At 61.9% G+C, this 16,593-nt stretch carries 14 protein-coding genes and 1 pseudogene; 9 read left to right on the top strand and 6 right to left on the bottom strand.

The features are described 5' to 3' along the window. Window positions 1-49: 49 nt before the first annotated feature. Window positions 50-1,852 (bottom strand): sulfatase-like hydrolase/transferase, encoded by a 1,803-nt coding sequence (locus CF70_RS27970; RefSeq protein WP_035872920.1) that lies wholly within the window; start codon window positions 1,850-1,852, stop codon window positions 50-52. 380 nt (window positions 1,853-2,232) lie between these two features. Beyond that, window positions 2,233-3,255 carry an AraC family transcriptional regulator gene (locus CF70_RS27960; RefSeq protein ID WP_035872915.1) on the bottom strand — a complete coding sequence of 341 codons (1,023 nt, stop codon included), beginning with the start codon at window positions 3,253-3,255 and terminating at the stop codon, window positions 2,233-2,235. A 147-nt stretch (window positions 3,256-3,402) separates the two neighbouring features. On the opposite strand from CF70_RS27960, the gene CF70_RS27955 reads away from it, so the two are divergent. The 5 genes from CF70_RS27955 (at window position 3,403) to CF70_RS27935 (ending at window position 7,304) form a co-directional block, all read left to right on the top strand. Further along, on the top strand, window positions 3,403-3,810 hold the full coding sequence (locus CF70_RS27955; RefSeq protein ID WP_035872912.1) for a carboxymuconolactone decarboxylase family protein: 408 nt from the start codon (window positions 3,403-3,405) through the stop codon (window positions 3,808-3,810). Window positions 3,811-3,853: 43 nt separating this feature from the next. Then, complete coding sequence (locus CF70_RS27950; protein ID WP_035872909.1) at window positions 3,854-4,909, top strand: 3-keto-5-aminohexanoate cleavage protein; 1,056 nt, start codon at window positions 3,854-3,856, stop codon at window positions 4,907-4,909. A gap of 84 nt (window positions 4,910-4,993) precedes the next feature. After that, a complete protein-coding gene (locus CF70_RS27945; protein ID WP_349675124.1) occupies window positions 4,994-6,274 on the top strand; it encodes an MFS transporter in 1,281 nt (426 codons plus the stop codon). 5 nt (window positions 6,275-6,279) lie between these two features. After that, window positions 6,280-7,116 carry an SDR family NAD(P)-dependent oxidoreductase gene (locus CF70_RS27940; RefSeq protein WP_035872906.1) on the top strand — a complete coding sequence of 279 codons (837 nt, stop codon included), beginning with the start codon at window positions 6,280-6,282 and terminating at the stop codon, window positions 7,114-7,116. After that, a complete protein-coding gene (locus CF70_RS27935) occupies window positions 7,113-7,304 on the top strand; it encodes a DUF1289 domain-containing protein (protein ID WP_035872902.1) in 192 nt (63 codons plus the stop codon). The genes CF70_RS27940 and CF70_RS27935 overlap by 4 nt, the downstream gene beginning before the upstream one ends. A gap of 336 nt (window positions 7,305-7,640) precedes the next feature. Here CF70_RS27935 and CF70_RS27930 read toward each other — a convergent pair whose 3' ends face one another. Further along, entirely contained in the window at window positions 7,641-8,852 is a 1,212-nt protein-coding gene (locus CF70_RS27930; protein ID WP_235185238.1) for a hypothetical protein, read from the bottom strand. A gap of 385 nt (window positions 8,853-9,237) precedes the next feature. Next, a pseudogene (locus CF70_RS35375) lies at window positions 9,238-9,521 on the bottom strand (DDE-type integrase/transposase/recombinase); the annotation flags it as partial. A gap of 223 nt (window positions 9,522-9,744) precedes the next feature. Between CF70_RS35375 and CF70_RS27925 the strand changes: the two are divergent. Continuing rightward, window positions 9,745-11,178, top strand: coding sequence for a DUF2252 domain-containing protein (locus CF70_RS27925; RefSeq protein ID WP_051649126.1), 1,434 nt, complete (start codon window positions 9,745-9,747; stop codon window positions 11,176-11,178). 565 nt (window positions 11,179-11,743) lie between these two features. Here the strand turns inward: CF70_RS27925 and CF70_RS27920 are convergent. Next, a complete protein-coding gene (locus CF70_RS27920) occupies window positions 11,744-12,022 on the bottom strand; it encodes a hypothetical protein (RefSeq protein WP_035872895.1) in 279 nt (92 codons plus the stop codon). Between the two features lie 379 nt (window positions 12,023-12,401). After that, window positions 12,402-13,310: a LysR family transcriptional regulator gene (locus tag CF70_RS27915; RefSeq protein WP_035872892.1), complete on the bottom strand. Its 909-nt coding sequence runs from the start codon at window positions 13,308-13,310 to the stop codon at window positions 12,402-12,404. 175 nt (window positions 13,311-13,485) lie between these two features. On the opposite strand from CF70_RS27915, the gene CF70_RS27910 reads away from it, so the two are divergent. From CF70_RS27910 to CF70_RS27900, 3 genes are all read left to right on the top strand, one after another. Beyond that, window positions 13,486-14,475 carry an SLAC1 anion channel family protein gene (locus tag CF70_RS27910; protein WP_035872889.1) on the top strand — a complete coding sequence of 330 codons (990 nt, stop codon included), beginning with the start codon at window positions 13,486-13,488 and terminating at the stop codon, window positions 14,473-14,475. 63 nt (window positions 14,476-14,538) lie between these two features. Beyond that, window positions 14,539-15,021: a G/U mismatch-specific DNA glycosylase gene (gene mug / locus CF70_RS27905; RefSeq protein ID WP_035872886.1), complete on the top strand. Its 483-nt coding sequence runs from the start codon at window positions 14,539-14,541 to the stop codon at window positions 15,019-15,021. A 527-nt stretch (window positions 15,022-15,548) separates the two neighbouring features. Beyond that, the gene (locus CF70_RS27900; RefSeq protein ID WP_035872971.1) at window positions 15,549-16,511 is read left to right on the top strand and encodes a chromate resistance protein ChrB domain-containing protein; all 963 of its coding nucleotides are present in this window, start codon (window positions 15,549-15,551) and stop codon (window positions 16,509-16,511) included. Window positions 16,512-16,593 lie beyond the last annotated feature (82 nt).

Below are 16,593 nucleotides of genomic sequence, written 5' to 3'. Positions count from 1 at the left end.
GGAGCATTGGGGGCCACGAATTTGATCCCCAGGAATCATCCCAGACGCATCATGCGCCGGCCATGGTTTCCGCCGTTACATCCCACCCTGCATCGATGCCACCGGGGAGCATTTGCCCACGGTCTTCACCGACTTCAGCGTCGATCAACCGGTTCAGCTTCTCGTTCATTGTGAGAAGAAGCTCGCGGCGGCTGCTGTCTGCCGCCAGATTGTGCATCTCGAACGGGTCGGTCTGCAGATCGTAAAGCTCCAAGTCATTGAATCGGTTGAGCTCTTCCAGCGTCGTCGGCCGGTTGTGCTGCTTGGGCGAGAAGTACCGTGCGAAGGTGTAGCGTCCGTCGTAGACCGAACGTACCGCGCCTCGCTTCATCAGGTTGGGCCGGATGCCCGCGCTCTTGAGCTGGTCCGGCTTGCCGCCTTTCTGCAGGTAGTCCACGGCCTTGAAAAGAAAGTCGCCATCGATATAGGCGAGCATGTTGTAGCAGAACAGCGCGCCATCGCGGATGGCCTCCGGACCTGCCTTGTCAGGCGCGTCGAGCAGCCCCGAGAAATCCTTCCCTGCAAGCCCCTTAACGATGGCAGCACGCTTGTCGGCGCCAATGCCAGTCATTGCAACCAATGTCGGCGCGATGTCCAGGTGCGACGTTACTGCGCGGCATTGTCTGCCACCCTGATAGGCGGGGTGAGCGATGATCAGCGGGACGTTGTTCTGCTCCCGATACGAGACCGCGCCCTTTGCGTGGAGCTGGTGGGCACCATCCATGTCGCCGTGGTCGGACGTCAGTATGACGATGGTCTTGTCGGTGAGGCCTCCAGCGTCGAGTTCGGCCAGAATGGCTGCAATATTGCGGTCGACATCGCGCATGCAGTTCAGGTAGTAGTTGTGCCGCCGACGCCAGCGCGCGTCCTCGTTTGGAATGGCTCCGACCAGAGCATCGTGAGAGCGAAGGAAATCGCGGTGCGCTGGCGGGCGCCCCGGCGCATCGAGAGCCTGCGTCCGGCTTGCCGGAAGCGCGAAGCCCCATTGCCTGGCATACAGCGGGTCCACCGGGGCGCGGGCGACATGCGTGAGTCCGCGCCGTGCTTGGACCTCAGTTCCGGGAGCGTCAGTGTCGTAGAACATCACGTCATGCGGGTTGACCAGGTTGACCGCGAGGAACCATGGCTTTCCCTGTGCAGCCAGCTCGCGGCCTTTTCCGCGCAGCCAGCTCACGCCCATTGCGGCAATCACCCCGTCGTGCAAGTAACCGCCGCTCGTGTGGGCAATGATGTCGCCAATGCCGACGTAATCGGAGAAGCCATAGGCTTCCATTTCGGCGGTAAAGATCTTGGTCGGTGTGCCGAGCTTGTTGACCGTTTCGAATTCCTTGGTGAGATGCCACTTGCCCTTGTACGCAGTGTAGTAGCCTGCGTCGCGAAGCATGTCGCCGAGCGTCCGGATATCGGTTGACATGCTGCTGATCCAAGGGAAGTTCGTGTTGTCGAACATCCGCGTCTGCTGGATGTGCTGCCCCGCGTAAAGCACGGAGCGGGATGGCGTACAGACGCACGAGTTGATCTGATGGTTAACGAACGTCGTGCCGCTCTTCACCAGGCGCTCGTGTGCGGCCAAACGATAGTCCGCTGGCAGCTCCCCTGGCCGAAAATGGCGCTCCTGATCGACAAGGATGAGGAGAATGTTAAACGGGCCTGCCGGGCGGCCTCCCGTGACGGGTGCTGGCTTGTCGGCACCGGGCGCTGCGGCCTGCGTGCTCTCGGCTGAGGCAAGGCTCAACGCAACGGCTCCCACTCCGGCCGTGCGCAGGAACTCCCGGCGTGTCAGCGCGGATCCCGATTCCTTGTCATTTGCCATCTCCGCCTCCTCATCTATCGCGCTCGCCGCATGGCGGACTTCTGGATCGCAGCATGCTATCGGGCAGGTGGGACTATGACAGCCTATCAATACCGCTCATAACCGACAAGCCGACTTGCGGCTGCTGTTGCATCTTGAACGTTGCCCACCGCACATAAGGCATTTGAAACCGTCCAACCGGTAGCCCTTGTCCGCCGTTCGCTAGCCGTTGAAAGAACGACGGGAGTTGGTTCCAATTCGGTCTCTCGACCTCAACAGTCGCAAGCACTGGGGGCGCGCCGAGTTCCGGTACCCTCTCCATCGGTAAGTTAATGTAGTGCATGGCGCGCCGTGATGCCCTCTTTTCCACTGCCTGGCGTGGCGTCAGGCAGTTGGCGACATCAGGACGATGGCTCGTCGCTTCGCTCTGCTTCCGAGTCACGCAATCTTGACGCACTGACTGTGAACTGCCCGGCAAACCATCGCGAGAAGGCGCTCAGCGATCCGAATCCGAGCAGCATGGCGACCTCGGAGAGCGGGCGCTCCCGATTCTCGATGTAGCGCATGGCGAGTTCCTTCCGCACCCCATGCAAGATCGCTGAATAGCTTTCCCCGCGAGCCGCGAGGCGGCGTTGAACTGTGCGGGCGTCCATGCCGAGATGTTCCGCCACCCGTTCGATCGTGCAGCCGCCCGACGGCAGAAGCACCAAGACGAGGTTCCGCACCTTGTCCGCTGTGGTGGCATTGGATTGCACGAGCATGGTGTCGAGATATTGGCGCACTTGGCGCGCCATTGCCACGTCATAGGAGGGAAGAGGCGCGTCCAGGTCCGACGCCTGGCAGATCAGGCCATCGAATTCCTGGTTGAACTGCACGGGCATGCCAAATACGCGCTGGTGCGTAGCAGTGCTGGCCGGTGCGGCATGGGTAAAGCAGATGCTCCGGGGCTTCCACTTGTCGCCGAGAAAGCGTGCCAGCACCCGGTACAGCACACCCACGATGAGCTCCGCCGACTGGCGTGAATTCCCGGCGGCGCCGATAAGCGCGATCTGCCGGATGACCACAAGGTCATCCAAGTCTTCAATACGCGTGGCGATTGCCTCGTTATGCAGGCGCAGATAGCGCGCCATCGAGTCCAGCGCGCGACGTAGCGTGGGCTCTTCGCGCATCACGAAGGCAAGCGGCCCAAGGTTCGCGAGCTCCCGCGTTTCCGCCATGCGAAGCCCGAAATCCTCCACGCCGGCCGCCCGCGCGGAAGCCTCGAGCAGACGGCTGACTGCCACCGCGGAAATGTGCATGTCCGGGTTGATCAGCGCCGTCAGGCTGATTCCCGCCGCGCGGAGAAGCGCCTGCGGGTTCAGCCCCAATGAACGGGCAACCTCCTCGTAGTTGGTCAGGCTGGCACTGCGTAGCTGATAGGACATGGCGTTTTCCCGAATGTCGTGAATTGTAAATCCAATGTCGCCTTTTATCAAATTTGCGCGGGCCATTCGCCGATACTTCCAGCAAGGGCGAGCGCGCAAGGCCGCTACGCCGTGAAAGGCACCAACAGGACATACCGGAGACACATGATGAGCATCCAAGCTGGCGAAAGCGCCACACCCCTTTGCGATCGGCTGCGCGCAACTGGCAACTGGAATCCCGCCTGGGACGCGTTTGCCGAACTCGACCCGGTCTGGGCCGAGAAATTCATGGTGATGGGAATGCACCCGATCCTGTCGGGCGTGCTTGAGCCGAAGGTGGTGGAGTTCATCGCGATCGCCGTGGATGCGTCCTGCACCCACATGTACGCGCCGGGAACCCGCCGTCATATCCGCAGAGCGCTGGAGCTTGGCGCCACCAAGGAGGAGATCGCGGCCGTGCTGCAGGCCGTCAGCGTGCTGGGGATCCACTCCAGCAGCCTGGGCGCGCCCATTCTCCTGGAGGAACTGGCGGCGCTGGAGCGCGAGAAGCGCGCCGCCGAGAAGGCCGCCGCTTGAGCCAGGTCACCCCCTACTTACCTCACGACAGACGAGAGACACCATGCACTTTCTTGACGACTCCCTCCTTCCCGAAAACCAGGAAAAGCTTGTGATCCAGGTCGCGCCCTATGGGCCGCAATGGGTACCGGGCGATTCAGACGATGTGCCCGTGACCATGGACGAACAGGTCCAGAAGGCGGTCGACTGCTACAACGCCGGCGCCACGGTGCTGCACGTGCACGTGCGCGAGGCCGACGGCAAAGGCAGCAAGCGCCTGTCGATGTTCAATGAACTGCTGGCACGCCTGCGCGAGGCGGTGCCCAAGATGGTGCTGCAGGTCGGCGGCTCGATCTCCTTCGCGCCGGAAGACAAGTCCCAGGCAGCCAAGTGGCTCAACGATGACACACGCCACATGCTGGCCGAACTGACGCCGCGTCCCGACCAGGTGACGGTGGCGATCAATACCAACCAGATGAACATCATGGAGCTGACGACCGCGGCCGATGCCGCCGGTACTTCGCTGATCAATCCGGCGCTCCAGGCCGCCTACCGGGACATGGTCATCCCGTCGAATCCGTCGTGGCACGAGGAACATATCAGGCGCCTGGTTGCGAATGGCATCCAGCCGCACTTCATGCTCGGCAATCTCACGCAACTGGAGACCGTCGAGCGCCTGATCCGCCGCGGCGTGTACAGCGGCCCGCTGGTCCTGAACTACGTGGCGATCGGTGGCGGGGCGGCCGGCCTGCATCCGGCCGACATGATCGAGTTCGCGCGCCGCACGCCGGACGGCGCGGTGCTGACGATCGAGACGCTGCACCGCAACGTCGTGCCGATGACGACCATGGCCATTGCCCTGGGCATGCACGTGCGCGTGGGTATCGAAGACACGCTGTTCGGCCCGGACGGCAAGCGCGCCACGTCGGTCCAGCAGGTGGAGAAGATGGTCCGCGTCGCCCGCGAGCTGAACCGCGAGGTCGCCAGTGGCGAGGACGCCCACCGCATCTACCGGACCGGCACGTTCTACAAGGACGCGGATGAGACCCTGGCGCGACTGGGCATGGTGCCCAACCGCAAGTCTGCCCAGCGTGGCGTGCCGCTGCGCAAGGTGGCCTGATTCCTGGAGCAAGAAACCTGAGGGGCGCGACGACGTATCGCGCCCTGGCCGGCGCTACCGGTCAAGAGAATGACGTGGAGACAGATGATGTTTTGGAAACGCAGCCCTAATGCCGTATTGGCCGGCTTGATGGTGATCCATTTGCTGGCGCATATCGATCGCAACATGCTGCTGGCATTCTCGCCGCAGATCATCGCGGACATCGGCCTCAACAATGCCCAGTACGGCTTCCTGGCCGGTGCGGTGTGGGTGCTCAGCTTTGGCGGGATGGCGGTCTTCATGGGGTCGCTTGCCGACCGGTTCAGCCGCACCCGCGTGATCGCCGCCGGCGTGCTGATCTGGAGTCTCTGCACCTGGGCTTCCGGGCACGCCGAGAGCTTCGAGCAGCTTGTCGTGGCCCGGTTCTTCGTGGCAAGCGGCGAGGCTGCCCTGGTGCCGGCCGCGGTCGCGTTGCTCGCCGAACTGTTTTCGCAGGAGCGCCGCAGCATGGCAATGGGTGTCTTCTTCATGGGGATTCCGTTGGGTGTGGGCTGCAGCTTCCTGCTCGCCGGTACGTTTGGCGCTTCCATCGGATGGCGTGACACGTTCTATGTGCTGGGTGCGGTGGGGGTGGCTATCGCGGTGCTGCTGGCCTTCCTGAAGGAAGATCGCAGCCAGTCGCTGGCGCATGAGCGCGGCGCGCCCTTCCTGAAGCAGATGACGAAGGTGCTCGGCATCATGCGGGAGAACAGCACAATGCGTAACATCATCGTCGGCTTCGTGCTGGTGCACATGGTCTTTGCCGCGCTGTCGTTCACCCAGCTCTGGCTGGTCAAGGAGCGCGGCATGGATGCGGCGACCGTCGCGACGCGTATCGGCCTGCTGCAACTGGCGTTCGGCACGCTGGGATCCATCGCGGGCGGCGTGCTGGGGGATCGTGTGGCGAGGCGGACGTCTGGCGCGCACGCATCGCTGATGGTGTTGCTCGTCGTGCTGTGCGGTCCGGCCATGATTGCCGCCCGCTTCGCCAGCCCCGATTCGCTGGTCCTGTATGTCGGCCTGTGCGCGGGCTTCTTCCTGCCGCTGGCGCTGTATGCCTCGGTCAACGCGGCCACGATGAGCATGGTGCCGGAGAACACCCGCGCCACCGTCACGGGCTTCACGATGCTGTGCATCAACGTGTTCGCCATCGCCATCGGCAACCTTGGCAGCGGCTGGGCCGTGGACGTGCTGGGTGCCCGGGGCGTGTCCGCTCCGCTCACCAAGGTCCTGCTGGCCACCGACATCCTGGCCATCAGTTCGGTCCTCTTCTTCGCCTGCGCCGCTCGCGCCGCAAGCAAGGCGACGATCGCGGGTGCCACCGTTCAACCCACCACGCAATCGTAAAGATCATGAACCAAGCAAGCAAGAACCTGGAAGGGCGCGTCGCACTGGTCACCGGCGCCGGCCGGGGCCTTGGCAGGGCCATCGCGACGGCATTCGGCAACGCCGGCGCCACCGTGGCGATCTGCGACATCGACCCGGTCATCCTCGCGCAGGCCCGCGAGGCCGTCGAGGCATCCGGGGCGCGCTGCCTCGCCCTGCAATGCGACGTGTCGTCCAGCAAGCAGGTCGCCTCGATGTTCCGCGCCATCGATGAAGCCTTCGGCACGGTGCACATCCTCGTCAACAACGCGGCGCTGGTGCCGGTGCAGCCGGAGGACGAGGCCCGCCGCAACAAGCACTACGCCTACCTCACCACGCCGGTGCCGCGCCAGTCGTTGCAGTTCACCAGCCAGATGAGCGATGACGAATGGATGCGGTACTGGGGCGTCAACGTGCACGGCGTGTTCTACTGCACGCGCGAGGCGTTGAAGCGGATGGAGCCGCAGCGCTACGGCAGGATTGTCAATATCGCGTCCATTGCGGGCATCTCGGCCATGAGCGCACACAGCCCGCACTACAGCGCGACCAAGGGCGCCGTCATTGCCTTCACCAAGGCCGTGGCGGCCGAGGTGGCCGGGGCCAACATCTTCGTCAATGCCATCGCGCCGGGTGGCGTGCTCACGGATGACTTTGCTCGGTACCTCCAGGCGGCCGGCGAAGAGAAGTGCAATCAGTTGTGGCAGGTCATTCCCGCTGGTCGGCTCGGCACTGTCGAAGAATACGCCTCGCTGGCCACATACTTGGCGGGTGAGCACTATCTCGTCGGCCAGATCATAAGCCCAAACGGCGGTACGGTGATATGAGCGATGCAGGGTGCGTTGGCGGCGCGCAGCCCATCGCCGACCCCTGCGTGAACATCTGCAGGATGGATAGCGCAGCCCGCTATTGCCAGGGATGCCGCCGCACGCTGGCGGAGATCGGCCTGTGGCACCAGATGACTGAAGCCCAGAAGGCGAGCGTCATCGAAGCCACGCGGGATCGCGGCCGCTGAGCTACAGAGCCCATTCGCAAAAACTCAGGAGCGGCAGGAGCCGCTCCCGGCGCTAGACACTGGAATTCTGAGATGAAGGGCGCAATCAACGCACCGGTGCCGAGGTCGGTAACGAGTTTGAATTCCCGCCGCGTTCCTGTTGCCGTCCATCCGTTCAGCAGGCCCGCGGAGAATGCACCGTTTTCACCGCCCCCGAAATCGCAACAAGCGCCGATGGCGGCATCGGGCTTTTTCGCCGTGAACTCTGTTCTGAAAACGATTGGAAGACCGGATTGCTTGTTCCTCGTGCCTTGGTCGTCCCCATATTTTCACGGCAACCCTGATCACCTTACCCTGCTATTGTGCGGGAATGGTGACCAGCGGCAGTGCCTCCTTACTGCCAGTATCTGCCAACGTGAAAAACAGCATGATGGCCGAGAGAGCGCGTTTGGTTTTCAGGTCACCCTGGTCAACCCAGAACCAGTACTCGCGGTAGCGTACGGTCGCATACGCATCTGCGGGCTTCTCCTTACTGCTGTGGATCCGTACGCCGGTCTCTTGCGTCTCTGCGGTGCTCTGCGCGACGGGCGGTAGTGCGCTGCGTTGTCTCAGGTGTTCCTCCGGGACGTCGATATAGCTGGAAAAGGCGCCCATGATTTGCAGCATCGAGCGGGTGTTCACCGTCAGTTCGTCATCTGCGCCGCGGGCCGGGGAATACCTGAGCGTGAACTTTTGCGGCCCGGCGGGCATTTTAAGCAGGCGGCGGATCTCGGTCACCTTTTCCACAATATCGACCGGCATGTCCTCGCGCCGGAAGAAGAGGACGGCGGTAGAACCTTTGACTTTGTCCTCCTCCACGCGCATTGCGAACGCACCGGCAGCCTGTACATCGCGCAGCAGCGCAATTGCCTGCAGGAATGCCGGATCCGCTTCCCGCATCGCCCCCGCAGCCGTCGAGCGGTTGCGCACGCCGTTGAGCGACTCCACTGCCATGCTCAGCACAAAGTCCGCAGCAAAGCCGCTCTGGAGCATGAAGAAGATGTTCTTGGGATCAATGGGCTCCATCAGCCCACGCACAAATTTCTGGCCGGTCGCCGGCGCATAGGTGATGGTGGGACGGTCTGTATAGACGCCCTGTACCCCCGAGGAAAGAAAATTTCCCTGCACCGCCTTCTGCGTTGAAAGGGTGCCGCTCACAGACACACCTGCTTGCAGCGAATAGCCACTGACAACAGAGGCCACGTCCACGAACACTGGCAGGTCCATGTAGCGTAGCTTGACGATGTTCAGCAGCGTTTGCTGCTTCCAGGAGTCGGCGATCGCCGCACTGTAGTCGAATCGGTCCGCAACAATGGTCGTGGGGCCCAGTGATGTGCAGCCAGAAAGTAGTGCGCACACCCCAAGCCAGACGCGGAAATCCCGGACGACCCGGCCAAGGAGGCGGGCAGTGCTGCTGCAGAAGCCTTTGTGCTGTGGCAGTTTCATGGCTGTTTGTCTTGTTCTTGCGCCGTCTTCATGGACCAGATGCCGTACGTCTTTGTGCCGAAATCCGGGCACGACCTCGACCATTCCACCTATGCTGGCGATATTCGGGTCCATGGCAGAGCCGCGAGACTGGCGTGAGCCAATGCAAGGAATCTGCGTACAAAATCAATCTCACGTGGGTCTGTCAGGCGGTCAATGCGGTACCCCGCTATCACCGTCCAATGTCGCGTGCAGCCCTTTTCTAATATATGTATGCAATCGCGACGTAAATTGATCCGCCGCAAATTATCTTTAGGCCTTGGGTGTTGATCCCGCCGCGAGGAGAAAAGATGGCTGTCGCAAGATCACATCCGCCCGCGTCGCACGGTTACCACGCATGGTGCTCGCCGGTGTAGTGCATGCTGAAGTACTTTCATTGGCTACTTGCCGGCGCCAAGTTGCCGCCGGCGGCCAACCGACTGGGTATCTCGCGCCGGCTCATCGAGACTTGCATCCCGAACTTGGTGGCCAATGCCCGGTAGGCCCGGCTTGCATACTGGCTCCCGCCGAGTGTAGTGGCAGCCCGGGTGGCGGTTTGCGTTGCCAGCAAGCACTGCGCAAGGCCTGGCAGACCAGATCGGCCTGCATTCGCTCGGACATTGACCAGCCCACGATGCGCCGTCTGGACAGATCCAGGATCGCCGCCAGGAACAGCCAGCCTTCGTCGGTGGCCACGAACGTGATGTCGCTGACCCAGGCCTGATTGGGCTGCCAACAGAAAATTAGCAAACCCCTGCTGTACGTGGAATCGAGGCAGGGTCATTGGGCGGGTGGCTGATCAATCCGCACATGATGCATCTGGCACTTGTGCAGCATCACTATGTGCTTGGTCAGCCGCGTTCGGCTGCTCGCTCTACAGGTCACTTGAGCTGCATCAACCTCGAGCACTGGTCACGTGCCATTGTTATTTAAATGGAGCGTAAGCGTGGAGTCTGTCATGAAAACAAGCCAGTTGAGCAATGTTACGGATGCCACGCCAAAAGAATCCACTGCGGATGTTTCGGGGACGCCTTTTCGCTCGAGGAAAGAGCGGCGTGCGCTGGGAAAAAGCCTTCGGGAAAAGTGTCCGCGTCATTTGCACGGCATGTGGAAGCCCGCTGCCGACCGTGCCGAGCCCGTCCACCTCGTCCAGCAAGCCGACGAAGGTCGCCTGCCGGAACTGCTTGCGCTTCGACACGGACGCATGGTTCAGTCGCCATTCACGTTTTATCGTGGCGCCGCGCTGAACATGGCGAATGATCTCACCTCCCTGCCGACCCCGGGAATACACGTGCAGTGTTGCGGCGACGCACACCTCATGAATTTCGGCGGCTTCGCGACCGCGGAGCGCAACATCATTTTTGCGATCAACGATCTTGACGAGACTCTCCCTGCGCCGTGGGACTGGGATCTAAAGCGTCTTGCCGCCAGTTTCGTGATTGCAAGCCGTGACAACGGGCTAGGCGACTCCATCGCAAATGATGCCGTTCTCGCCTGTGTGCGTTCGTACCGCGAGAACATGGCGACTTTCAGCGAAATGAAATCGCTGGATCTCTGGTACCACGCGATAGAGGCGGAAGGGCTGATCGCCTCAATAGCCGATCCGGCGCTGCGCCGCCGCGTCATCAGGAGAGTGGAAAAAGAACGTGTACACAGCCTGGCAGAAGAACTGTTCCCGAAACTCGCTTCCGGCACAGGCGACTCGGCCATCATCAAGGACGAACGGCCCACGATCTTTCATCCGCAAGGCCAAAAACCCGGAACACTTGAGTCTGCTGTCAAGAAGGCCATCAACCGCTATCGGGAAAGCCTGACGCCAGCCCAGCGCGTCCTCATCGACCGCTACCGGATCGTGGATGAAGCCATCAAGGTGGTGGGGGTGGGAAGCGTAGGGACCCGCTGCTGGGTTGTCCTGCTGATGGACGGCGCGGGCGATCCGCTCTTCCTCCAGGTCAAGGAGGCGCGCGCCTCGGTGCTGGAAGCCTATGCGGGAAAGAGCGTCTATCGCAATCATGGGCAACGTGTCGTCAATGGTTATCGGCTGATGCAGCCCGCAAGTGATATGTTTCTCGGCTGGACAAAGGGGGAGCTGGGGTACGACTACTATCTGCGCCAATTGCGCGACATCAAGGTCAAGCCTGTCATCGAGACCTTTGGCAAGGTGGAAATGCTGGGCTTCGCCGACTGGTGCGGACAGTCACTTGCGCTGTCACACGCGCGCTCCGGCGATCCGTCCCTCATTACCGGATATCTGGGCAAGAGCGATGCGTTCGACAAGGCGATCGCCACGTTCTCGCTTCTGTACGCCGACCAGAACGAGGCCGATCATGCCAGGTTCAAAGAGGCGATCCGCAGCGGCACGATCAAGGTGGAGTTCGACCCGCCTGAATGAACCCGACGGCATAATGCTGATCAACATCGCCAGTGGCATAGCGCCTGGTTGTGATGCCAATTGCGATGGCATCTCACGGCCAGTGCCTGCAGTTAGCCCAAGTGGCTGCCTGGCGTGCTGACCCCGAAGGCGGCTTTCAACCGATTCTTAGCTGCCTCGTCAGCGACGCCCTTTCTTTGCTTGTCCAGGAGGACAAAATCCGCCGGGGTCGGGGCCTGGATCGACTACAGCGGAGGCTGGGGCCACTACTGCTCCTCCGCCCCTCCGGGCGTGTAGACGGCGCATCCGGTCAACAGCGCAGCGGCCAGCGCCGCCCTCCAAAGGAATTTCATCGTTGTTTCTCTTTCAGTGAGCGTGGGTGGCAGCTCGGCCACCCGTCAATCAGAATGCAAAGTCTGGACCACGCCCGACGTGGTCACAGTGACCTGCTGGGTGCTGACAGTACCGGTGGCATTGGTAGCTTGAATGCTGCACTTGCCGGCCACGGAGTTGTCCTGTGTCAGCGGGATTCCCCCTGCAGGCAGCGGAGCCTGATATGTACCAACCGACGGCCCGGCCCTTGCCGTTAATCCAGCGCAACACCTGCGCTTGCTGGCGCGCTGTGAGCTTGGCAGGCCCGCCGCGCGGCCAGCGCGCGTTCCCCCTTTCGGCGCCCGCAGGCAGCTTTGAGCCACCGGTAAATCGAGGTGCGATTCTCGATGGCGAGCAGGATGGCCGGCTTGAGGTTCTTGCTGCGGCTGCGCTCGCTGCTCTGGAGGATGCGGTCCAACTCGCCGGCCTGTCGGCGTCGCGTGCGTGCGGCGGGTGTCTTCGGCCGTTTGATCTTCACGTCCGGGATGTTCACGCCTTTCTCGTTGCGCGCCTGGTTTATCGCAGCGTAGAGCAGGTTCCTCTCGCGTCCCTTTTTAGGATCGAAAGACACAGGCGGATGGTCAGATTCCCAACCCCATCAATGACTTAGGACTCTGCCCACTGGTCATCGGCACTCCCCTGCCCAGGCGGCTCCCGAGCCAACACCCGCATTCTTCTTTCGTCTGCTGCATGGTCCTGTCGGCCGATGACGCGACGCCGTTTCTCGGCGATCGAACGACCGCTTGCTGAGTGGAGCTGCCATGTGAATGTCTCGACGGCGTATCGGACGAGGGTCCCTTCATGGCCGTGAGCGACCATCGACGGCGACGACCGTTCCCGCCCCACCTGCAACGCCCCCCGACCTGCAAACGTCAGACCCCCACCTCCACCACCCGGGCCTTCAACCGCGGCGTGGCGAAATCAAGAAAAGCGCGCAACTTCAGCGGCAGGATTCCCTGTCCGGTGTGCACAAGGCTGATGGGCCACGGCGCCGGCTCAAACGGTGCGAGCACGATCTTGAGTGCGCCGGCACGCAACGCGCTCGCCATCTGATAGGACACCACGCGAGTAATCCCGACGCCGGCCACCGCCGCATCGATTGCGGCTTCGGCAGTGCTGACGGCAAGCCGCGAACGGACCGGCACCGCGATCTCCGACTTGCCCGACATGAAGCTCCAGACCTGCCTGGATGCCATCTGTTCGAATGTAATGCACGCATGCGCGGCGAGCTCAAGGGGGCTCGTCGGCGTGCCGTGTTCAGCGAAATAGGCGGGGCTTGCGCACACCACCCGACGCACCGTGCCAATCCGTGCCGCGATGAAACTGCTGTCGGGCAGTTCGGCAACCCGCAATGCGACGTCGACGTGCTCTTCAAGAAGAGGCACCACGCGGTCGGTCAGCACCATCCGCACATCGATGTCCGGATAAGTCTTGAGGAATTCCGCGACCACGGGCAAGACGTGCAGGCGTCCGAAGACGAGGGGTGCAGTGATGACCAGCTCGCCTTTGGGCGCCGCGTATTCCCCGGACGCCGCACGCTCCGCCTCTCCCACTTCCTCGAGAATGCGCCGGCATGCGGCGACATACGATTGCCCGGCTTCGGTGAGAGCAAGCTGTCGGGTGGAGCGATGCAGGAGTCGGGTTTTCAGGTGCGACTCCAGGTCTCCAACCTTGCGGCTCACCGTTGCGAGCGGCATCTTGAGTTGGCGCGCCGCGGCGGAAAAACTGCCTGCTTCGACCACGGCCACCAGGATCGACATGGATTCGAAGCGATCAGCCATGTTCTCATTTTTTGGGAGGATGATTCCCGATAATGACAGATTATCTTCATCGGTGGAAGAGAATACTATCCGCCGAATCCCCCCGACAAGCGAGGAGGCAAACGATTCGCGGCCTCTTGATCGGCTGCTTTCTGGCCGCCACGTCCCGGGTCCCCAAGAATCAGGAGAATGTGCTGTGTCAACGCTTTCGAGTCCCCATCCGCAGTCCTTGCGAACAACCGCTTCCATCAGAAACCTGCCAGTCAACCTGTTTGCGTCGGTAATGGGTATTGCCGGACTGTCTATTGCGTGGCGCCAGGCCAGCCACGAATTTGGGGTGACTCCGCTGATCTCTGAAGCGGCCGGCATCCTCGCCCTGGTTGTATTCGTCGTGCTGAGCGCGGGCTATCTCTTCAAGGCAGTCAAACATCCTGAGGCGGTCGTCGCCGAATACCGGCATCCCGTCGCCGGCAATTTCTTCGGCACGATCACGATCGCTATCCTGCTGCTTTCCTCGGTCGTTGCCCAACGGAGCCAGACGCTCGCCGAAGTCATGTGGGCGGCAGGTACGATTTTCACGCTCGCGCTCTGTTTCGCGATTGCGGGCCGGCTGCTGCGGGGAAAGATCGACGCCGCGCACGCAGTTCCCGCCTGGTTCATCCCGGGTGTGGCCACGCTGGATATCGCCGTTGCCGGCGGGACCATGCCAATGCCGTGGGCGCATGAGGTCAACATGTTCGCGCTGGCCGTGGGAACGATGATTGCCCTGTTGTTCTTTACGATGATCATGTCGCGAATGATTCACCACGAGCCGCTGCCCGCCGGCATGGTCCCTTCGCTGCTAATCCTGATGGCGCCGTTCGAAGTGGGCTTTCTTGCCTACACCAACTTTACGCAGCACGTCGATACCTTCTCCGGGTTGCTGTTCTACTTCGGTCTTTTCGTATTCCTCACACTGGCACCCAAGGTGTTTCGCAGGGGAATTCCGTTTGCTACCGGTTGGTGGGCGATCAGCTTTCCGATGGCAGCGCTGGCGTGTGCCGCGCTGAAATACGCGATGTTCGTCCAGGCCTGGCCCCTGAAGGTGATTGCAATCATCCTGCTCGCCATGCTGAGCCTCGCGATTGTGATTCTCTTTGTCAGAACGCTGCACATTCTCCTTAACGGGAAGATGCTCGCCGGTTGAAACCGCACACAAATGGCTACCTGCGCACCCGGGACAGTTACGTTGACGTCACTTCCAGACGCAATGTCGGAAGGCCTGGCGGTCGTTTTTTGTGGAATAAATCCCGGCATGAGAGCGGTGGCAACGGGCCACCATTTTGAAGGAAATGGCAACCGTTTCTGGCGCGCCCTACATTTGGCCGGTTTCACGCCAGAGCTGATGCGTGCCGAAAACGACCGGGACCTGCTCGCCCATCGGTGCGGATTGACAACAGCTGTTGGCCGGCCTACGGCGCGGGCCGATCAGCTTTCACTGCATGAATTCCTTGAGTCGACTTCGGCGTTACTGAAGAAAATCGAGCTTTATCGCCCCACCTATATCGCCTTCCTGGGAAAGGCCGCATACGCGGCCATTTCAGGTCAGCGGCACGTCTTGTGGGGACGCCAGAACGCTATGTTCGGCGGGTCGAAAGTGTGGGTCCTGCCAAATCCGAGCGGTTTGAACCGCTCGTTCAGCCTCGATGACCTCGTTGGGGCTTATAGGGAGTTGTACCTCGCAATAGGTTGACGCTCGCAAAGCCGCCGCGCACCCGGTACGTTTTGTCTCGCGCTTCCGGAGGGCGGGATGCGTTGGCTGGTCGTCTGCGCCAAGCTACTCGAAATTGCGTGCCGGCTTTACGCCGGCTAATCGGCGTCAACAAGACGAGAGAGGGCTGGAAATTCCCCGTTGGCGGGATCTCAATGGTGCGCAAGATGATCCACATCCCTTACGTTTGCGGCCTGGCCAACGATGTCTGACTATCCTGGGCCTGGATTTCCGCGACGAGCCATTTACCGCACGCACGTCCTTACCAAAGCAAAACCAGTGTTCAAAACCGTTGACGCCAGCGGAGCCTTCCGCGCCCGATTTGTGCGGCGCGAGTAACACCGGATCCGGTCTTTCGGGCTGGTCTGTCCCGTGGTTTGCGCGGGCGAACCCGGGCAGCGGCGATGCCGATCCATTGGGATTCGAGGGACCGCCTCCCAATCGGCCCAGTTTTTGTAATGATCTCTACATCATTGAAACCTGTGCGATGGAACCCTATGCTGCCTTCCATGACCACGTCCCAAGACTCCTGGATCCTGCTGATCGTCAGCCTTCCCACATCGGGTGCGACCGCCCGCATGCGGATCTGGCGCACGCTCAAGGCGTTAGGCGGCGCCGCCTTGCGCGACGGGGCTTATCTGCTGCCGGCCGGCGCCGAGCAAGTGGAACAGTTCCGCGAACTGGCCGACGATACACAGCAGCAGGACGGCCAGGCCTGGCTGTTGACGGTGCAGCCCCAAGAGGACGACGACGCTGCCGCCTACCGCGCGTTGTTCGACAGATCGAGCGACTACGCCGAACTCCTCGCGTCCGTCTCGGAAGCCCGCCAGACGCTTTCCAGTCTAAGTGAAGCCGAACTCAATCGCCTGCAGCGACGGCTCGGCCGCATCTACGAGGCGATCCGCAAGATCGACTTCTTTCCCAACGAGGCGTCCTTGCGCGCCGAGGCACAGTGGCGGGACTTCACGGGCGCCATTGAAACAATCCTGTCGCCGGGCGAGCCGCACCCCGCCGCAGGGGCCATCGCGCGACGCGACCCCATGCAATACCAGGGGCGGCTATGGGCGACACGCCGCCATCTTTGGGTCGACCGGGTGGCTTGCGCGTGGCTGATCCAGCGCTTTATCGATCCCCATGCTCGTTTCCTGTGGCTCGAAACCCCCGGTGACTGTCCCGCCGACGCCCTGGGCTTCGATTTCGACGGCGCGACATTCACCCATGTCGGTGAAAAGGTTTCCTTCGAGGTGTTGCTGGCCAGCTTTGCCCTCGAGGCAAATCCAGGATTGCAGCGTCTGGCGGGGATGGTCCATGCGCTGGATGTCGGCGGACCGACCGTCCCGGAAGCGAGCGGGTTCGAGGCGATTCTGGCCGGCGCCCGTGAGCGGCTGGCCGATGACGATGCGCTGCTGGCCGAAACCGGCCTGGTGCTCGATTCCCTGCATGCCCATTTCTTGAGCAACCGAAAACGCTAGGGGTCATTGAACCTACCTCAAGGACGATCCTTGACGTCCTCCCCGGCCTAGAGGCAGGGGATTCCCACACCTGGCGATGCAC

It is taken from the genome of Cupriavidus sp. SK-3 (assembly GCF_000611145.1).
GTDB lineage: Bacteria > Pseudomonadota > Gammaproteobacteria > Burkholderiales > Burkholderiaceae > Cupriavidus.
Note: the sequence above shows the minus strand (reverse complement) of the source record. Positions and strands in the feature narration are given on the sequence as shown.